This window comes from Streptomyces sp. NPDC058335 (assembly GCF_042723915.1).
Taxonomy (GTDB): domain Bacteria; phylum Actinomycetota; class Actinomycetes; order Streptomycetales; family Streptomycetaceae; genus Streptomyces.
The window spans coordinates 76456-92379 of sequence record NZ_JBHXHX010000019.1; the positions used below are offsets into that span (position 1 = coordinate 76456).

Genomic DNA, 15924 nt, shown 5'->3' on the forward strand with positions numbered 1-15924 from the left:
GGGCGCGCCTCCGGGGAACGGGGTGAAACCGGTTGCCGTGTCAGCGGCGCCGGATCACGGGACGATCTTCAGCAGACGGTTCGGGGAACCGGTGCCCGCGCTGGTGACCTTGCCGGTGGTCGCTCCGTTGACGAGCGCCGTGGCGACCTGGGCCGGGGTGGCCGAGGTGTGGCCCGCCAGGTAGATCGCGGCGGCGCCCGCGACGTGCGGGGTCGCCATCGACGTACCGGAGATGGTGTTCGTGGCGGTGTCGCTGGTGTACCAGCCCGCCGTGATGGACGAGCCGGGGGCGAAGATGTCCAGGACCGAGCCGTAGTTGGAGTAGCTGGCCTTGGCGTCGGTGCTGGTGGTGGCGCCGACCGTGATGGCCTCGGTGACCCGGGCCGGGGAGGACGAGGTGGCGGTGGTGCTGCTGTTGCCCGCCGCGACGGCGTAGGTGACGCCGCTGGCTATGGAGCGGCGCACGGCCGCGTCCAGGGTGGTGGAGACGCCGCCGCCGAGGGACATGTTGGCGACCGAGGGGCCGGAGTGGTTCGCGGTCACCCAGTCGATGCCCGCGATCACACCGGCCGTGGTGCCGGAGCCGGCGTTGTTCAGCACCCGGACGGCCACGATCTTCGCCTTCTTGGCGACGCCGTAGGTGGTGCCCGCGATCGTGGTGGCGACGTGGGTGCCGTGGCCGTTGCCGTCCTGGGCGACGTTGTCGCCGTCGACGGCGTCGTAGCCGTTGACGGCCCGGCCGCTGATCTGGGAGTGCGTGATGCGCACACCGGTGTCGATGACGTAGGCCGTCACACCGCCGCCGGCGGTGTCCGGGTAGGTGTAGGTGCCGGACAGCGGGAGCGAGGTCTGGTCGATGCGGTCCAGGCCCCAGGGGGCGTTCGACTGCGTGGCGTCCATGTGGACGGTCTGGTTCTGCTCCACCGCGGCGACCGCCGGGTCGGCGGCCAGTCTCTTCGCCTCGGTGGCGGACAGGGTCGCGGTGTAGCCGTTCAGCGCGGCGCCGAACGTCTTCTTCACCGTGCCGCCGTAGCTCTTGACGAGGTCCTTGCCGGTCGCCGAGGACGCCTTGAAGCCGGCGTCCTGCTTCAGGGTGACGATGTAGCTGTCCTTGACGGCGGTGGGGGAGCCGGCCGCGAGGACCCTGCCCTCGGCCGGGGCGGCCTGGGCGGGGAGTGCGGTGAGCCCGCCGACGAGGGCGGCGGCCGCCACGGTGGCGGCGGCGGAGACGCGGACCTTGTTGCTGCGAAGGTGTGCCATGACGAGGGAGTCCTCCTGAGGCGGCGCGCGCGGGGTGGTGCGCGCGTCAGTGGGGGTGTGCGCGCGGAGTTTGCGCACACGGCGTCGAGCGTCGCGGCGTACCGCTCTCGGCCGAAGCAAAGCCTCCGTCATCTACCTGCGTAGAACAAGGGTGTTGAAGGACAGTCAACAAATTTGACATGGTCACGTAACAAGAGCGGGGTGATTAATCACCTGACAACCTGAAAAGACTTGGCATGGACACTTCCCGTCAACACGCGTAGTTGCTACGACGGTTGTGGCAGAGATCCTGCTAAGGGAGGTTCCATGAGACGTTCCCGAATTGCCGTATTCGTCAGCTCGATCCTCCTCGCCGCCGGCGCAGCCCTCACCGGGGCAGGCTCGGCGCACGGAGCCCAACTCGCCGCAGCCGGCGGCTATGTGGCCCTCGGCGACTCCTACTCCTCAGGCGTCGGAGCCGGCAGCTACGTCAGCTCCAGCGGCGACTGCAAGCGCAGCACCAAGGCGTTTCCGTACCTCTGGAACGCCGCACACGCCCCCACGTCGTTCTCGTTCACCGCTTGCTCGGGCGCTCGAACGGGTGATGTTCTCGCCGGGCAGCTCGCCCCGCTCAACGCCTCCACCGGCCTCGTCTCCATCACCGTCGGCGGCAACGACGCCGGCTTCGCCGACGTCATGACCACCTGCGTCACCAGCTCCGACAGCACCTGCGTCAGCCGCATCGACACCGCCCGCGCCTACGTCGACTCCACGCTCCCCGGCAAGCTCGACAGCGTCTACTCGGCGATCCGTTCCAAGGCGCCCGCCGCCCGCGTCGTCGTCATCGGCTACCCCCGCTTCTACAAGCTCGGCACGACCTGCCTGGGCCTGTCCGAGACCAAGCGCACCGCCATCAACAACGCCTCCGACCACCTCAACACCGCCATCGCCAAACGCGCCGCCGCCCACGGCTTCGCCTTCGGCGACGTCCGCACCACCTTCACCGGCCACGAGATCTGCTCCGGCAGCTCCTGGCTGCACAGCGTCAACTGGCTCAACATCGGCGAGTCCTACCACCCGACCGCCTCCGGCCAGTCGGGCGGCTACCTGCCGGTCCTCAACAGCGCCGCCTGAGCCGTCACTCCGAGGGTGACGCGGAGGGGGAGGCCTCGCCCGACGGGGCCTCCGTCTCGCACGTCACCGAGAACGGCACCGAGTTCGACGTCGTACGACTCGGCTCACGCACCTCGACACCGATCGCGTTGCGGTACGTCCCGCTCTCGGCGTGCGTGGTCACGACCACCCTGTCCTGCCCCGACTTCCCGCCGCCCGCCGGAAGGTCCAGGGTCCTCCAGACCGAGTCCACGAGTTCCCCTTCCTCCGACACCCACCGGTAGGACACCTGTGCGGGCAGCCGGCCCACCGTGATGGTCACCGTGAAGGTGGGCGCCTGCGCGTCCGGCGGCGGGCAGGACCCCGAGTAGTCCGTATGGGAGCCGGTGACCGTGACCGCGACGGACTGCGGCGGAGCCTCGCTCGTGGCGCTGTCGCTCGGACTCGGGCTCGCGCTCGGCGAGGGCTCCTCGCTGCCCGGGGTCTCGCTCTCCCGCGGCGTCGCCGAGGAAGTCACGCCCTGGGACTGGCTGTTGACCACATCCCCGTCGCCACCGTCGCCCCCGCCCTCCCGGTCGAGCAGCGCGTACGTCAGCCCACCGACCGCCAGCGCCAGCGCCGCCACGCCGGCGATCAGCACCCCGGCGGTACGCCGGTCGCGGCCGGGCTCGGTCCGGCTGGTGACCCCCTGCGGACCCGGCCAGGACGCGGCCGGATCCGGGACCGGCGCCGGAACCGGCTCGGTGCGCGATGTCGGGGGACGCCCGGTGCCCGTCGGTGGATACGGCGACGTCGCCCGGAGCGCGCCGGACCGGGCGGTCCCGCCCGAGGCGACGACCCGCAGGTCCCGCTCGGCCACCTCGGCCGGCACCCGCTCGGCCGGATCCTTGCGCAGCAGCCCCTCGATCACGGGGGCCAGCGCGCCCGCCCGGCGCGGCGGCGGCAGCTCCTCGTCGACGATCGCGCGCAGGGTGCTCAACGGCGTGTCGTGCCGGAAGGGGGAGTTGCCCTCGACCGCCGCGTACAGCAGCACGCCCAGCGACCACAGGTCCGACTCGGGACCCGGCGTGCGGCCCAGCGCACGCTCCGGCGCGAGGAACTCGGGCGAGCCGATGACCTCGCCGGTCATGGTGAGCGCCGAGGTGCCCTCGACGGAGGCGATACCGAAGTCGGTGAGCACCACCCGGCCGTCGTTGGACATCAGCACGTTGGCCGGCTTCACGTCCCGGTGCAGCACGCCCACCTCGTGCGCCGTCCGCAGCGCGGCCAGCACCTCGGCCCCGATGTGCGCGGCTCGGGCAGGCTCCAACGGTCCTTCGGCGTCCAGCAGTTCGGCGAGCGAGATGCCGCGCACCAGCTCCATGACGATCCACGGGCGGCCGTCCTGCACGGCCACGTCGTACACCGTCACGACATTGCGGTTCGCGACCCGGGCCGCGGCCCAGGCCTCACGCTCCAGCCGGGCGTACAGCCGCTCGACGTCCGAGTCCGGCAGCCCGGCCGGGGCGCGGACCTCCTTGACGGCGACCTCGCGGTGCAGCACCTCGTCCCGGGCCCGCCACACCGTGCCCATACCGCCCTCGCCGAGCGGGGACAGCAGACGGTAGCGGCCCGCGATCAGACGCTCACTGCGCGGTTCTTCGGTCACCGTGCACCCCGTTCCCCCTTCGCATCCGGGTGGATACCTCCCCAACGTAGCTCAGACCAGTACGGATGCGGCCCCCTTGAGCACCAGCCCGACCCCGAGGGCCACGACCACCAGCGCCGACCACAGGGGCAGGTTCCGGCGGACCAGCGCCACGCCCGGCCGGCCGGTCCAGCGTGGGCCCCGGTCCAGCAGCCGGGCCGCGCCCGCGCCCAGCCGGACGACGGCGAACCCGGCGGCCGTCAGGGTGAGCGCCAGCCCGACCCCGTACGCGACGACGAGCAGCAGCCCGAACCAGGCGTGCCCGAGCGCCGCCGCACCGACCAGCACGACGACGGCGGAGGGGCTGGGGACCAGCCCCCCGGCGAAGCCGAGCAGGATCGTGCCGCGCAGGGTGGGGGCGGTGGGGTGGGAGTGGGGCACCCCGCCGTGGGTGTGCGTGTGGGTCTGCCCGTGATCGTGGCTGAGGTCGTGAGCGTGGTGGTGATCGTGGCTGTGGTCGTGGTCGCGTGGGTGCTCGTGGACCTGGTGCGGGTGCTCCGGGGGCGCGCCGACGAGGGCCGGCTGACGGGCGGGCGGCTTCACCGGCTCGTGCGGGTGGGGGTGCGCGTGTCCGTGTCCGGTGCCGTGACTCCGGTGGTGCCAGGCCCGTCGTACGAGGGTCGCGCCCGCGAACAGGACCAGGGCGCCGCTGGCCAGGCCCAGCCAGGCGACCACCGAGGGGGCGGCGGCCGAGCCGGCGGTGACCAGGAGGCCGAGGGCGACCACGCCGAGCGTGTGGGTGACGGTGACCGACGCGGCCAGGGGCAGGACGTCCCTGAAGCGGGCCCGGTCGCCACGGGCGGCCGCCGTCGCGGCCATCAGGGTCTTGCCGTGCCCCGGCGCGAGCGCGTGCATCGCGCCGAGGCCGACCGCGAGGACCAGGGCCAGCGCGGCGAAGCCGAGGGTGAGGTGCTGCCGGGCGACGAGGCTGTCCAGGGCCCGGGTCCAGCGGTCCGCGCCGCGGGGCAGCACGGACGCGGCGGGCGCGTCGCCGTCCGCCTCGGCGAGGGCCGGGCCGCCGGGCCGCACCCGCAGCGACGCGGCCGGGGTGTCGGCGGGGGAGGACAGCAACTCGGCCGGATATCCGGTGAGTTCGCCGGACACCGACTCCTGCGGTACGTCCGAGTCGGTGAGCGTCGTCCGGTCGCCGCGCGCGGTGATCTCGCGCCAGCCGGGCCCGGAGGAGGCTCCCGCACTCCGGAAGGAGAGGGAGACCGAGGCGTCCTCGGGCAGCGGAGCGGTCAGCCGGCACTCCACGCGCAGGGTGTCGAGCCCCGCCTGACCGGGCCGCAGGTCCGCCCTGGCGGCACCGGCCGCGAGGGCGACCGTACGGCCGTCGACGGTGAGGCGGCTGTCCTCGGCGGCCCTGGCACACCGCTGCCGCGCCCACTCGGCGAGACCGAGCCGCTCGACGTCCGGCTTCGCCTGGGTCGCCGGGATCTCGGCGAGGTCCTCGACATGGTCGACGCGCAGCTGCCCGGGGGCGGCCACGAGACCGTCGTAGCGGTTGACGGTGAAGTTGCCCAGGGGGTGCGCGCTCGCACCGGCGGAAGGGATCAGGGCGAGCGCGCACCCGGCCGTCAGGACGGCCGCGCCGGAGGCGAACACACGACGGAGCGTCACCTGGCCGCCTCCAGCGTCTTCAGTGCGGTACGGGCCTCGCGGGCACCGAGGACCGAGAAGCCCGGGTTGAGCTTCAGCGCCGCGGCGAGGTGGGTGCGGGCGTCGTCCGGGTGGCCCGTGGCGCGTTCGATCACGCCCCGGTGGTAGAGGAGGGCCGCGTTGCCGTAACCGGTTGCCGTGGCCTGCCGGGCGTAGGGGAGCGCCTCGTCGTCCCTGCCGTTGACGTGCAGGGCCCAGGCGAGGGCGTCCGCGGTGTGCACGGTCCGGCGGCGGTCCCACTCGGCGCGGGCCGCGCGCAGTGCCGCCGCCTTGTCCCCGTGGTCGGCTGCCGCGAGCGCGGTGTCGAGGTCGGCGTTGACGCCGTTGGCACGGGCGAGCGCCGTCCAGGCGTCGACGAGCCGGTACTGGGCCACGGCCCTCGCGGCGTCGCCCTTGCCGCCGCGGGCCTCGTACAGCTCGCCCAGTTCGACCAGCGGGCCGGGGAGCGGGAAGCGGGCGACCACGTTCTCCAGCCCCTTGATCGCCTCGGCCCGATGCCCGCTCGCCGCCTGGGCGCGGGCGCGGCCCTCCAGCGCCGGGAGGTAGTTCTCGTCGGCGGCGAGGGCACGGGCGTAGTGGGTGAGGGCGGTGTCGTCGTCGCCCTGGTTCCAGGCCAGTTGGCCGAGCTGGGTGGCCACGTAGGCGATGTCGCCGGGAGTGGTCGAGGCGGCGAGGGCCTGGTCCAGGACCCGGCGGGCGGTGGTGACGTCGCCGCGCAGCTCGTGGACGTACGCGTAGCGGGTGAACACCGGTACGCCGGGCCGCCGTTCGTCGGCCGTGCGGGCGGCCCCGGCCGCCTCCTCGTACCTGCCCAGCTCGACGAGCGCGTCGATGCGGGAGCACAGGGCGCGTTCGTTGTAGGGGTTCTGCTTCAGGGCCCGGTCGGCGTACGAGAGCGCGTCGCCGAACTCGTGGCGGGCCGCGGCGAGCGCGGCACGGCCGGACAGGGCCTGGTCGTTGTCCGGGCGCAGGGCGAGGGAGCGCTTGAGGGCCAGCTCGGCCTGCGGGTAGCGGGAGGGGTCGCCCTGGGTGCGGGCCTGTTCGACGTAGGCGAGGCCGAGGGTGGCCCAGCCGCCGAAGTCCCGTGGCTGGTCGTGCAGATGGGCCTGGAGCGAGGTGATGCCGGTGCTCAGGTCGGCGCCCGCGAGCAGTCCGGGGGAGACCGCGGCGGCCGCGGCGACCGGCGTCTGCCCGCCGTCCCGCACCGCGCCGAGCGCGACCGCCCCGGCGGTGAGGCCGACGGCCAGCATCGCGGCGCAGGCCCCCAGCTGCACGGACCGCCAGCGGCGGCCCGCGGCGGCGACCCGGCGGACGGCGGCGACCCGGTCGTCGTCGACCCCGGTCGCTCCGGTGTCCCCGCTCTGCCCGGTCTGCCCGGTCGCTCCGGTGTCCCCGATCTCGCCGGTCGCCTGTGGCCGGTCCGCGGGCGGGCCCGCCGCTTCCCCGGACGTCGTTTCGTCCACCGGGGCGGCGCTCCCGGGCCCGGAGGCCGGCCGCTCATGCTCCGGTTCGCCGTCGTTCGTACGCGGGGACATGCCCTCTCCTCGGTCGCCTGGGTGGATCGTCCTGCGCAAGTGCGTGGGGGTGGCGCGGCCCGCGCCGTGGGGGATGAGTACGCGGGCCGCGCCAGTCGGTGGGGCGGGCCGGGGAGTGCAGGATTCTCCCCGGCCCGCCCGTTCAGAGGGCCGTGCGAAGGGCCGGCGGCCGGCGGCTCAGTAACCCCGGTGCGCCCGTCGGCCGCCACCGCCGCTCATCCGGCGCCACCACATCAGGCCGCCTCCGATGAGCAGGATGCCGGCCGCGCCGGCGCCCGCCGAGGTGGCGATCAGGGTGGTGTCGGTGCCGGTCGTGGTGCCCGCCGGCTGGAGCGCGTCGCCGAGCTGGTTGCGGACGTCGTTGCCCGTGCCGACGCCCTTGGCGAGCGGTCCGCGCGAGCCCTCGGTCGGCAGGGCGACGTAGGGGAAGGCCTTTTCGAAGGTCTTGTCGTTCTTGTCGACCGCGTCACCCAAGTCGTTCTTCGCGCCGAGGAGTTCGCCCTCGACGACCTGGAGCGAGGCGTCGATCACGTCGTCGGTGAGCCGACGCCCGTTCGGGAAGCCCGCGTTGTCACCGTCCAGCACGCCCAGCCGCTTGGGAGAGGAGGTCGGCTTGATGGAGGTGTTGAGGCGCAGCTGTTCCGAAGGAGTCACGTGCGGCGGCTGGTTGAGCCCCTTCACGCCCTTGAGGAACACGTCCACCAGGTCGTTGCGCGGCTCGGCGGGCGCCTTGATCTTGTAGATCGCCTCGATGAGCTTCGGCAGTTCCGGGTTGGTGACGTTCTTCAGGAACTGGCCGTCGTCCTTCGGCACGGACGCGTTGAACTTGTCCTTGTCCTTGATGGGGTTGACGACCTCGTTGACCAGCGGGCTGCCCAGCCGGGAGACCTGCGCGTAGTAGCCCTGCGCGTTACGGCGCTGGGTGGTCGACCAGATGCCCACGACCGGCTGGTGCTCGGACTCGGCGATCAGGTCCGTCGGCACCTGGAGGGCGATCGAGTTGACGTTGTAGCCCTTGAGCGTGTCGTTGCCGACCTCGGAGAGGTTCCCGCCGTACAGCAGGTCGAAGACGCGCAGGTCGAGGAAGAACGGGTCGTCGGCCTGGCCGGCGAAGGTCTGCGAGCCGTTGGAGAGCTTGTAGATCGCCTGGCTGCGCAGCTTGGCGTAGTCCGGCATCGACGCCTTGCCGACGTTCGACGGCGCCACCGGCACGTCGTCCGCGAGCTTCGTCGTGTGGACGACCTTCTCCTTCTTCAGCTTGATCAGCTCGAGGTCGTACGTCTGCGTCACGTTCAGGTCGGGGTCGTCCAGGCTCTCGACCGCCCCGGTGTTGTACAGGAACGTCTTCTTGTTCTTGACGTGCGTCCTGAAGGTGTAGCGGAAGACCAACTCGCCCTGCGCGTCACCGTTGTTGTCGATGCGGATGTCGTACTGGGCGTCCTCCGCGAACGGGAAGAAGTTCGGGCCGCCGGCCGGCTCCTCGAACGGGATCCAGTTCGCGACGATCGTCGTCGTGTCCGGCTTGTCCGGGCTCACGAACGCGTACACGTCGGTGTTGTCGTACTGCGGGGTGCCCGAGATGAGCGGGGCCTCCCGGTGGCTGGAGGCGGCGGCCTCCCCCGGTTCCAGCGTGGCGACGCCGGCGGCTGCGAGCCCCCCGGCGGCCAGCGCCCCGCATATGAGGGTCGCGACGCCCGTGCGTCCGGATCCGCTCCTGGAGATAGCTGTCATGCCGTCCGTCCTCAGTGCCAACTTGCCTGACGGACAGTGATACGGACCGGGGGCGCCGGTTGGATTGGTCGGAGACCAGAAACTTTTTCTTTCCTGCTCACCCGCGTTTTCACCCCCCTGATCCGTACCACCTCCGGAGGTGTGTCCGTTGCGAGTGCCTGGTATGACGGGACGGCCGGGATGCGGCCGTGGGGAGGGGGACCGGATGGAGGCCGACGAACTGCTGGTGCTCGTCGCGGGAGGCGACCAGAACGCTTTCGAGCGGCTCTACGGACTCGTGTCCGGGCCGGTGTTCGGACTGGTGCGGCGCGTGGTGCGGGACCCGGCACAGTCGGAGGAGGTGTCCCAGGAGGTACTGCTCGAACTCTGGCGCTCCGCCGCCAAGTTCGACCCCCGGCGCGGCAGCGCCCTGTCCTGGATCCTGACCCTCGCGCACCGCCGCGCCGTGGACCGGGTGCGCAGCGCCCGCGCGGCGGGCGAACGCGAGCAGCGCGAGGCCCAGCGCGCCCACCACCCCGCCTTCGACCAGGTGACCGAGGAGGTGGAGGCGGGCCTGGAACGCGAGTGGGTACGCCGCTGCCTGGACAAGCTGACGGCCCTGCAACGCCAGTCCGTCACCCTCGCCTACTACGACGGCTACACGTACCGTGAGGTGGCCGAGCGGCTCTCGCTGCCGCTGGGCACGGTCAAGACCCGGATGCGCGACGGACTCACGCGGCTGCGCCACTGCCTGGGAGGTGCCGTATGAGCATCCTTGGATTCCTCCGCCGGGAGGATCTGCACTCGCTGGCCGCTCCCTACGCCCTCGACGCCCTCGAACCCGGCGAGCGGCGCCGCTTCGAGAAGCACTTGAGCGGCTGCGACCGCTGCGCCACCGAGGTGCGTGCCCTGTCCGAGGACGCCGTCCGGCTGGCCTGGTCGACGGCCGCGCCGGCTCCGGCCGCGATGCGCGACCGGGTCATGGCCGCCGTACGGACGACGCCGCAGGAGCCCGCGCGTGAGCCGTTGCGGGAGCGCGCGCCTCAACTGCCGCCGCACGTCTGGGGTACGCAGCCGCTGCCCGGACGCTCCCGTGCGCCCCGGGCGCGCCGCCCACTGTTCGTGCCGTTCGCCACGGCGACGGCCGCCGCCGCCCTCGTCGTCGCCTCCCTCTTCGCGGTCCAGGCCGGCCGCACCCAGGACCGGCTGGACGCCGAGCGGGCCCAGACGCGTGAGATCGCCCACGTTCTCGCAGCTCCGGACGCCCGTGCGAGCACCGGCAAGGACGCGCGGGGCCGCACGATCGGAGTGATCGCCTCCGCCACGGAGGGCGAGGCCGTCGTCACGTTGAGCGGATACGACGGGCTGCCCGGCGGGCAGGTGCACCAGCTGTGGGTCATGCGCCCCGACGCGCAACCGCGCTCCCTCGGCCTCTTCGACGCCGACACGCCCTTGGTCGCCACGGGGCTCGATCCCTCGTCGGCGTCACTCGCTGTGACCGTGGAGCCCGACGGTGGGTCACCGCAGCCCACCACTCAGCCGGTTGCCCAACTCACCCTGAAATCGCTCGGATTCGGAGAGTGACGGCGCAGGGATCGTCAACCCCCTTACGGGGTAGGTGATTCCTGTGACCGCGATACATGTGTGCCTCGCCGGGACGATAGGGTTACCCTGCCCGTGCCGGGTGGACTCGTACGGGTGGGGAGTGACATGGAACAGATAGCAGTGCACACCAGGGCGAGGGTCCCTGCGATCACCTGCGGGAGCAACGCGACCAGTTCGCGGCTCGACCGCCATCTCTCGGTGCTGGCGGGTCCCGCCATACCCCAACGGGAGACGGTCGAGGCGACCTCCCTCATGCGGGAACTGACCTCGCGCGAGCCGGCCCGCCGCAGTCCGAGGGGCGCCCGGGTCAGCCGGGTCTCGCTGTTCGCGCCACTGCGCCGACTGCGCCGTTCGCTGTTCGGCAGCAACAACAAGCACTGAGGCCCGCGCTCAGGAGGCCACACCGTCCCGGCGCAGCGCTGCGATCTCCTCGTCCGTCATCCCCACGGCACGCAGCAAGGCTTCGGTGTGCTCCCCGAGCGCGGGCACGGCTCCCATCCGCGGCTCCACCCCGCCCGGCAGCGTGATCGGTGGCAGCAGCGCCCGCAACGGCCCGGCAGGCGAGTCCACCTGCCGCCACCGCTCACGGGCCGCCAGCTGCGGATGTTCCGCGACCTCGTGCAGATCCCGCAGGCGCGCGCACGCGATGCCCGCCGCCTCCAGCCGTGCCAGCGCCTCGTCGGCGTCCAGCGCGCCCAGCGCCTTCGCCACCAGCGCGTCCGTGCGCTCCCGGCCCGCGACTCGCGCCGCGTTCGTCGCGTACGCCGGATCGGTGCCCAACTCCGGCCGTCCCAGCACTTGTTCGGCCAACCGACGCCACTCCCGGTCGTTCTGCACCGACAGCAGCACTCGTCCGCCGTCGGCCGTCGGATAGGCGTCGTAGGGCGCGATCACGGCGTGCGCGAGGCCGGTGCGCGCGGGGGCCGTACCGCCGTGCATCGCGTGGTGCAGCGGATGCCCCATCCACTCGGCGAGCGCTTCCAGCATCGACACCTCCACCGGTCCGCCCCGGCCCGTCGTCCCACGCCGCACCAGTGCCGCCAGCACGCCCGAGAAGGCGTACATGGCCGCCGCGATGTCCGCCGCCGGGATGCCCGCCTTCACCGGCTGCGCGGGCGTCCCCGTCACCGACACCAGCCCCGCCTCGCACTGTACGAGCATGTCGTACGCCCGCTTGTCCGCGTACGGACCCGACGCGCCGTAGCCCGAGATGTCGACGGCGACCAGGCGCGGGTGCGCCGCGCACAGGGTGGCCGCGTCCAGGCCGAGCCGGGCCGCCGCCCCCTGCGCCAGGTTCTGCACGAACACGTCCGCGTCGGCGATCAGCCGGCGTACGACGTCCAGGCCGCGCGGGTCCTTCAGGTCCAGCGCGATCGACTCCTTGCCGCGGTTGCACCACACGAAGTGCGAGGCGAGGCCGCGCGCGGCGGTGTCGTAGCCGCGCGCGAAGTCGCCGCCGTCGATGCGCTCGACCTTGATCACCCGGGCGCCGAGGTCGGCGAGCTGCCGGGTCGCGAACGGGGCCGCGACGGCCTGCTCGACGGCGACGACGGTGAGGCCCTCGAGGGGCAGGGTCGAGGGCAACGGCGAGGGCAGGGGCTGCTGGTCCATGGGGTGGATCATGTCCCGCGCGGCCCCGGTCTGTCATGGCCGGGCGTACCGCCGCACGGCGAGCGGCGCGAACACCGCGATCAGCAGGGCGCACCAGGCCAGTGATCCGGCCACCGGATGCGCCACCGGCCAGGCGGAGCCCTCGGGGACCGGCGCGTTGCCGAACAGGTCGCGCAGGGCCGTCGTCACCGCGCTGATCGGGTTCCACTCGGCAAGCGTGCGCAGCCAGCCCGGCAGGTCGCCGGTCGGGATGTACGCGTTGGACAGCAGCGGCAGCATGAAGGTCGCGCTGCCGAGCTGACCGGCCGCCTCCTCGCTGCGGGACAGCAGGCCGAGGAAGATGCCGACCCAGACGCAGGCGAACCGGAACAGGAGCAGCAGCCCCAGCGCACCGGCCGCGGCGGGCGCCGATCCCTCGACCCGCCAGCCCACCGCCAGCCCGACCAGCAGGAACGGCACGGTCCCCACCGCCGTGACGAGGAGATCGGCCCCCGCCTGCCCGAGCGGCACCGCGGCCCGGCTCACCGGAAGCGTGCGCAGACGGTCCGTCACGCCCCGGTGGACGTCCTGCGCCGCCTGGAACATGCCGGTCATGATGCCGTTGGCGGCGGTCGCCACCAGGAGGCCCGGCACGAGGAAGGAGCGGTACTCGGCGCCCGGCATCGCCAGCGCGCTGCCGAAGACGTAGCCGAAGAAGAGCAGCATGGTGATCGGCATGGTCTGGGTGAGGATCACCAGGGCCGGGTTGTTGCGGACGCGCAGCAACTGGCGGCCCAGCATGGCCGAGCCGTCGTAGGCGAGGGTGCTCATGCGGCGGTCTCCCTGTCGTCGGCGAGGGGCTGATGGGCGGGGCGGGCGTCGGTGCCGTGGTCACCGGCGGGCCGGTCGTCGGTGAGGCGCAGGAACACCTCGTCGAGGGTGGGCGGTCTGAGGGTGACGTCGAGCAACGGCACGCCCGCCGCGTCGAGTTCGCGGACCAGCCGGGGCAGGGTGAGTGTGAGGTCGCGGGTGACCGCGCCGACGGCGACCCGCCCGTGGTCGAACGAGGGCTCGCCGCCCGTGAGCCGGTCGAGGACGGCCGCCGCCCGCGCGAGGGCGGCCCGGTCCGCGACGACGGCCTCCGCGTAGGACCCGATCAGCGCCTTGAGGTGCCGGGGCGAGCCGGTCTGCGCGACCCTGCCCCGGTCCACCAGGGCGATGTCGTCGGCCAGTTGATCGGCCTCCTCCAGGTACTGGGTGGTCAGCAGGACCGTCGTCCCCTCGTCGCGCAGCTCGCGGACGACGGCCCAGACGTCGTTGCGGCTGGCCGGGTCGAGACCGGTGGTCGGCTCGTCGAGGAACAGCACCCGCGGGCGGCGGATCAGGCTCGCCGCGAGGTCCAGGCGCCGCCGCATCCCGCCCGAGTAGCCGGACGCGGCACGGTCGGCGGCCTCGGTCAGACCGAAGCGCTCCAGCAGCGCGTCGGTGCGCTCGGCAGGCCCGCGCACCCGGTGCAGCCGGGCGAACAGGCGCAGGTTCTGCCGGCCGGTGAGGTCGCCGTCGACGGTCGTGTCCTGCCCGGTGACGCCGATGACCCGCCGGACGGCCGCCGCCTCCCGGACGAGGTCGTGCCCGGCGATCCGGGCCGATCCGGCGTCCGGCCGCAGCAGCGTCGTCAGCAGGCGTACGGCGGTCGTCTTGCCCGCCCCGTTGGGCCCGAGGATCCCGCAGACCGTGCCCTCCGGGACGGCGAGGTCGAGGCCCCGCAGGGCGTGCACCTCTCCGAAACGCTTCTCCAGACCCTCACTAAGTACGGCGTACGTAGTAGTCATGGCCCGACCATAGCGCACTACGTACGGTGTACGTAACTACGATGGTGGCCGAGGTGATGATCGATGGCTGGCCGAGCGGCCGTACCGGAAGTGATCTGGGCCCGTCCCGAGCGGACGGGCCGGGGGCCGAAGCCGGCGTACACGCGTGCCGACATCGCGGCGGCGGCCGTGCGGATCGCCGACGCGGAGGGGCTCGACGCGGTGTCCATGCGGCATGTCGCCGCCGAGCTGGGCTGCGGCACCATGTCGCTGTACAACTACGTCCCCCGCAAGGAGGACCTGTACGAGCTGATGGTCGACGCCGTCAGCGGCGAGCACGAGCTGTGGGAGCCGAGCGGGGACTGGCGGGCCGACATGCTGCGGGTCGGGCGGCAGACGCGCGAGCTGATGCACCGGCACCCGTGGCTGCCCCGGCTGATGTCCCCGGTGTACGGCTTCAGCCCGAACGCCCTGCGGTACCTGGAGCACTGCCTGACCTGTCTGGACCCCCTGGACACGACGTACGGCATGAAGATGCAGCTCGTCGGCATGCTCAACGGGGTCGTGACGATGTACGTCTCCAGCGAGCTGGCCACCGCCGAGCGGACGCGGTCGCTGCCCTGGTCGGAGGAGCAGGAGAACGCGGCGCGGATCGGCTACCTGGGGAGACAGGTGGCCACCGGCGCCTACCCGCGGATGGCCGCGGCGTTCTCCGAGGACCCCGGGCCGATCGATCTGGAGGCGGTCTTCGAGTTCGCGCTCCAGAGGGTGCTGGACGCTTTCGCACCCAAGGGATGAGACCCCCTGCAGGCACCTCGCAGTCCCCTACAGGAGGGCCAACTGGCCCTCCGGGCCCTCCTCGTCCAGGGTCAGCACCGAGGCGGGGCGGCGGGCCCGGTGCGGCACCGGCAGTACGCCCGCCGCGCGCAGGTCCGTCGCCGTGACGGGGTCCGTCACCTTCAACTCCTCCTGCTGCGGACGGAGTTCGGCCAGCAGGGACAACACCGTGATCAGTTCGAGGAGTTCGGAGGTCCAGGGCTGGGACCAGGTCCGCGGGCGGACGGCGGACAAGGTGCCCGGGTCGCCGGGGGCCGTGCGGGCCGTGAACCACTCTTCCAGGACCCGCACACCGCCCGCCTCGAAGTCCCAGGCCTGCGGGGGGACCGGGGAGATACGGCCCTCGTCGAGGTGGAGGGTCTCCTCGTCCCGGTCGTAGCGGACGGTCAGGGGCAGGGCGGGGAGCGGGGCGCGGACATAGGGGCGGCGGCCGCCGGGGAGCTTGGGGCGTTCGCCGTCGCGGCGCAGGAGCCACAGCACGCGGTGGCCCAGTTCGACGCCGCGGGACCACAGCGCGGGGTCCCGGGTGAGGGGGACCGTGAGGTCGGGGCGGACGGTGGCGAGGGCCCAGGCCAGGAAGTCCAGCGGGTCGGGGGAGTGGCCGAGGTGGTCCAGCAGGCCCGGCGCCAGGTTGGGTTCCCTCGCGCCGGGGCGGCGGTACAGCGGGCGGATCCGGCCGGCGCGCAGCGTCGGGAAGAGGGAGGTCGCCAGGAGGTACGGGGCGTCCGGCGACTCCACCACGAAGACCTGGCGTGCGTCCGCAACCCGCCACAGCTCGGGGCGGGCCGCGTCGATCAGCCGGTGGTCGGGGATGAGCCACCGCTCGTCGAAGGGAGCGGCCAGGACCCGGACCGGCTCCGGGCAGGGGCCCGTGGCGCGGATCAGCCGCCCGGTCCCGGCGGCACTGCCGGGCAGCCGGCCGACCGCGGTGTGCGCGGTGCGTGAGCGGGTCGGCTCGAAAAGGGCCTCGCGGTCCGCTCCCTCCGCCTTGAGGAGGGCGTCCCAACGGGCCTTCAGAGAAGCCGGGTCGGGGTCCGTCGGCCACCCCCGGCCGAGCCGCGGCGGTGCGACGGACCACGGCATGAGGTCCGCCAGCGGCGGAGCTTCGTCGTGCGTCACGCGTGGCATCGTACGA

At 73.0% G+C, this 15924-nt stretch carries 14 protein-coding genes; 5 read left to right on the plus strand and 9 right to left on the minus strand.

What is annotated here, in order from left to right; genetic code table 11:
• Positions 1-54 precede the first annotated feature (54 nt).
• Entirely contained in the window at positions 55-1260 is a 1206-nt protein-coding gene (locus tag ACFWJX_RS31400; protein WP_383249706.1) for a S8 family peptidase, read from the minus strand.
• Between the two features lie 306 nt (positions 1261-1566).
• On the opposite strand from ACFWJX_RS31400, the gene ACFWJX_RS31405 reads away from it, so the two are divergent.
• The gene (locus tag ACFWJX_RS31405) at positions 1567-2373 is read left to right on the plus strand and encodes an SGNH/GDSL hydrolase family protein (protein WP_383249707.1); all 807 of its coding nucleotides are present in this window, start codon (positions 1567-1569) and stop codon (positions 2371-2373) included.
• A gap of 4 nt (positions 2374-2377) precedes the next feature.
• Here ACFWJX_RS31405 and ACFWJX_RS31410 read toward each other — a convergent pair whose 3' ends face one another.
• From ACFWJX_RS31410 to ACFWJX_RS31425, 4 genes are all read right to left on the minus strand, one after another.
• Positions 2378-4000, minus strand: a complete 1623-nt coding sequence (locus ACFWJX_RS31410; protein ID WP_383249708.1) for a serine/threonine-protein kinase — start codon at positions 3998-4000, stop codon at positions 2378-2380.
• 51 nt (positions 4001-4051) lie between these two features.
• The gene (locus tag ACFWJX_RS31415) at positions 4052-5662 is read right to left on the minus strand and encodes a nickel transporter (RefSeq protein ID WP_383249709.1); all 1611 of its coding nucleotides are present in this window, start codon (positions 5660-5662) and stop codon (positions 4052-4054) included.
• Positions 5659-7236: a tetratricopeptide repeat protein gene (locus tag ACFWJX_RS31420; protein WP_383249710.1), complete on the minus strand. Its 1578-nt coding sequence runs from the start codon at positions 7234-7236 to the stop codon at positions 5659-5661. Before ACFWJX_RS31420 ends, ACFWJX_RS31415 begins: the two co-directional genes overlap by 4 nt.
• 177 nt (positions 7237-7413) lie before the next feature.
• The gene (locus tag ACFWJX_RS31425; protein WP_383249711.1) at positions 7414-8967 is read right to left on the minus strand and encodes a DUF4331 domain-containing protein; all 1554 of its coding nucleotides are present in this window, start codon (positions 8965-8967) and stop codon (positions 7414-7416) included.
• 205 nt (positions 8968-9172) lie between these two features.
• Between ACFWJX_RS31425 and ACFWJX_RS31430 the strand changes: the two genes are divergently transcribed.
• From ACFWJX_RS31430 to ACFWJX_RS31440, 3 genes are all read left to right on the plus strand, one after another.
• Positions 9173-9715, plus strand: coding sequence for a sigma-70 family RNA polymerase sigma factor (locus tag ACFWJX_RS31430; RefSeq protein ID WP_383249712.1), 543 nt, complete (start codon positions 9173-9175; stop codon positions 9713-9715).
• A complete protein-coding gene (locus ACFWJX_RS31435) occupies positions 9712-10530 on the plus strand; it encodes an anti-sigma factor domain-containing protein (protein ID WP_383249713.1) in 819 nt (272 codons plus the stop codon). The genes ACFWJX_RS31430 and ACFWJX_RS31435 overlap by 4 nt, the downstream gene beginning before the upstream one ends.
• Positions 10531-10656: 126 nt before the next feature.
• Positions 10657-10932 carry a hypothetical protein gene (locus ACFWJX_RS31440; RefSeq protein WP_383249714.1) on the plus strand — a complete coding sequence of 92 codons (276 nt, stop codon included), beginning with the start codon at positions 10657-10659 and terminating at the stop codon, positions 10930-10932.
• A 9-nt stretch (positions 10933-10941) separates the two neighbouring features.
• On the opposite strand, the gene ACFWJX_RS31445 is transcribed toward ACFWJX_RS31440, so the two are convergent.
• From ACFWJX_RS31445 to ACFWJX_RS31455, 3 genes are read right to left on the minus strand one after another with little or no spacing between them, the layout of a single operon-like run.
• On the minus strand, positions 10942-12162 hold the full coding sequence (locus ACFWJX_RS31445; protein ID WP_383249715.1) for a CaiB/BaiF CoA transferase family protein: 1221 nt from the start codon (positions 12160-12162) through the stop codon (positions 10942-10944).
• 33 nt (positions 12163-12195) lie between these two features.
• A complete protein-coding gene (locus tag ACFWJX_RS31450; RefSeq protein WP_383249716.1) occupies positions 12196-12972 on the minus strand; it encodes an ABC transporter permease in 777 nt (258 codons plus the stop codon).
• On the minus strand, positions 12969-13973 hold the full coding sequence (locus ACFWJX_RS31455; protein ID WP_383249717.1) for an ATP-binding cassette domain-containing protein: 1005 nt from the start codon (positions 13971-13973) through the stop codon (positions 12969-12971). Before ACFWJX_RS31455 ends, ACFWJX_RS31450 begins: the two co-directional genes overlap by 4 nt.
• A 63-nt stretch (positions 13974-14036) precedes the next feature.
• Between ACFWJX_RS31455 and ACFWJX_RS31460 the strand changes: the two genes are divergently transcribed.
• On the plus strand, positions 14037-14750 hold the full coding sequence (locus ACFWJX_RS31460; protein WP_383249718.1) for a TetR/AcrR family transcriptional regulator C-terminal domain-containing protein: 714 nt from the start codon (positions 14037-14039) through the stop codon (positions 14748-14750).
• Between the two features lie 27 nt (positions 14751-14777).
• On the opposite strand, the gene ACFWJX_RS31465 is transcribed toward ACFWJX_RS31460, so the two are convergent.
• Positions 14778-15917, minus strand: a complete 1140-nt coding sequence (locus ACFWJX_RS31465) for a type ISP restriction/modification enzyme (protein ID WP_383249719.1) — start codon at positions 15915-15917, stop codon at positions 14778-14780.
• Between the last annotated feature and the right edge of the window lie 7 nt (positions 15918-15924).

Bases quoted from the DNA above. Each gene is read 5' to 3' on its own strand.
- ACFWJX_RS31465 (WP_383249719.1), bottom strand. From the start codon at position 15,917: ATGCCACGCGTGACGCACGACGAAGCTCCGCCGCTGGCGGACCTCATG.
- ACFWJX_RS31440 (WP_383249714.1), top strand. From the start codon at position 10,657: ATGGAACAGATAGCAGTGCACACCAGGGCGAGGGTCCCTGCGATCACC.
- ACFWJX_RS31450 (WP_383249716.1), bottom strand. From the start codon at position 12,972: ATGAGCACCCTCGCCTACGACGGCTCGGCCATGCTGGGCCGCCAGTTG.
- ACFWJX_RS31420 (WP_383249710.1), bottom strand. From the start codon at position 7,236: ATGTCCCCGCGTACGAACGACGGCGAACCGGAGCATGAGCGGCCGGCC.
- ACFWJX_RS31400 (WP_383249706.1), bottom strand. From the start codon at position 1,260: ATGGCACACCTTCGCAGCAACAAGGTCCGCGTCTCCGCCGCCGCCACC.
- ACFWJX_RS31425 (WP_383249711.1), bottom strand. From the start codon at position 8,967: ATGACAGCTATCTCCAGGAGCGGATCCGGACGCACGGGCGTCGCGACC.
- ACFWJX_RS31430 (WP_383249712.1), top strand. From the start codon at position 9,173: ATGGAGGCCGACGAACTGCTGGTGCTCGTCGCGGGAGGCGACCAGAAC.
- ACFWJX_RS31435 (WP_383249713.1), top strand. From the start codon at position 9,712: ATGAGCATCCTTGGATTCCTCCGCCGGGAGGATCTGCACTCGCTGGCC.
- ACFWJX_RS31445 (WP_383249715.1), bottom strand. From the start codon at position 12,162: ATGGACCAGCAGCCCCTGCCCTCGCCGTTGCCCTCGACCCTGCCCCTC.
- ACFWJX_RS31405 (WP_383249707.1), top strand. From the start codon at position 1,567: ATGAGACGTTCCCGAATTGCCGTATTCGTCAGCTCGATCCTCCTCGCC.
- ACFWJX_RS31460 (WP_383249718.1), top strand. From the start codon at position 14,037: ATGGCTGGCCGAGCGGCCGTACCGGAAGTGATCTGGGCCCGTCCCGAG.
- ACFWJX_RS31455 (WP_383249717.1), bottom strand. From the start codon at position 13,973: ATGACTACTACGTACGCCGTACTTAGTGAGGGTCTGGAGAAGCGTTTC.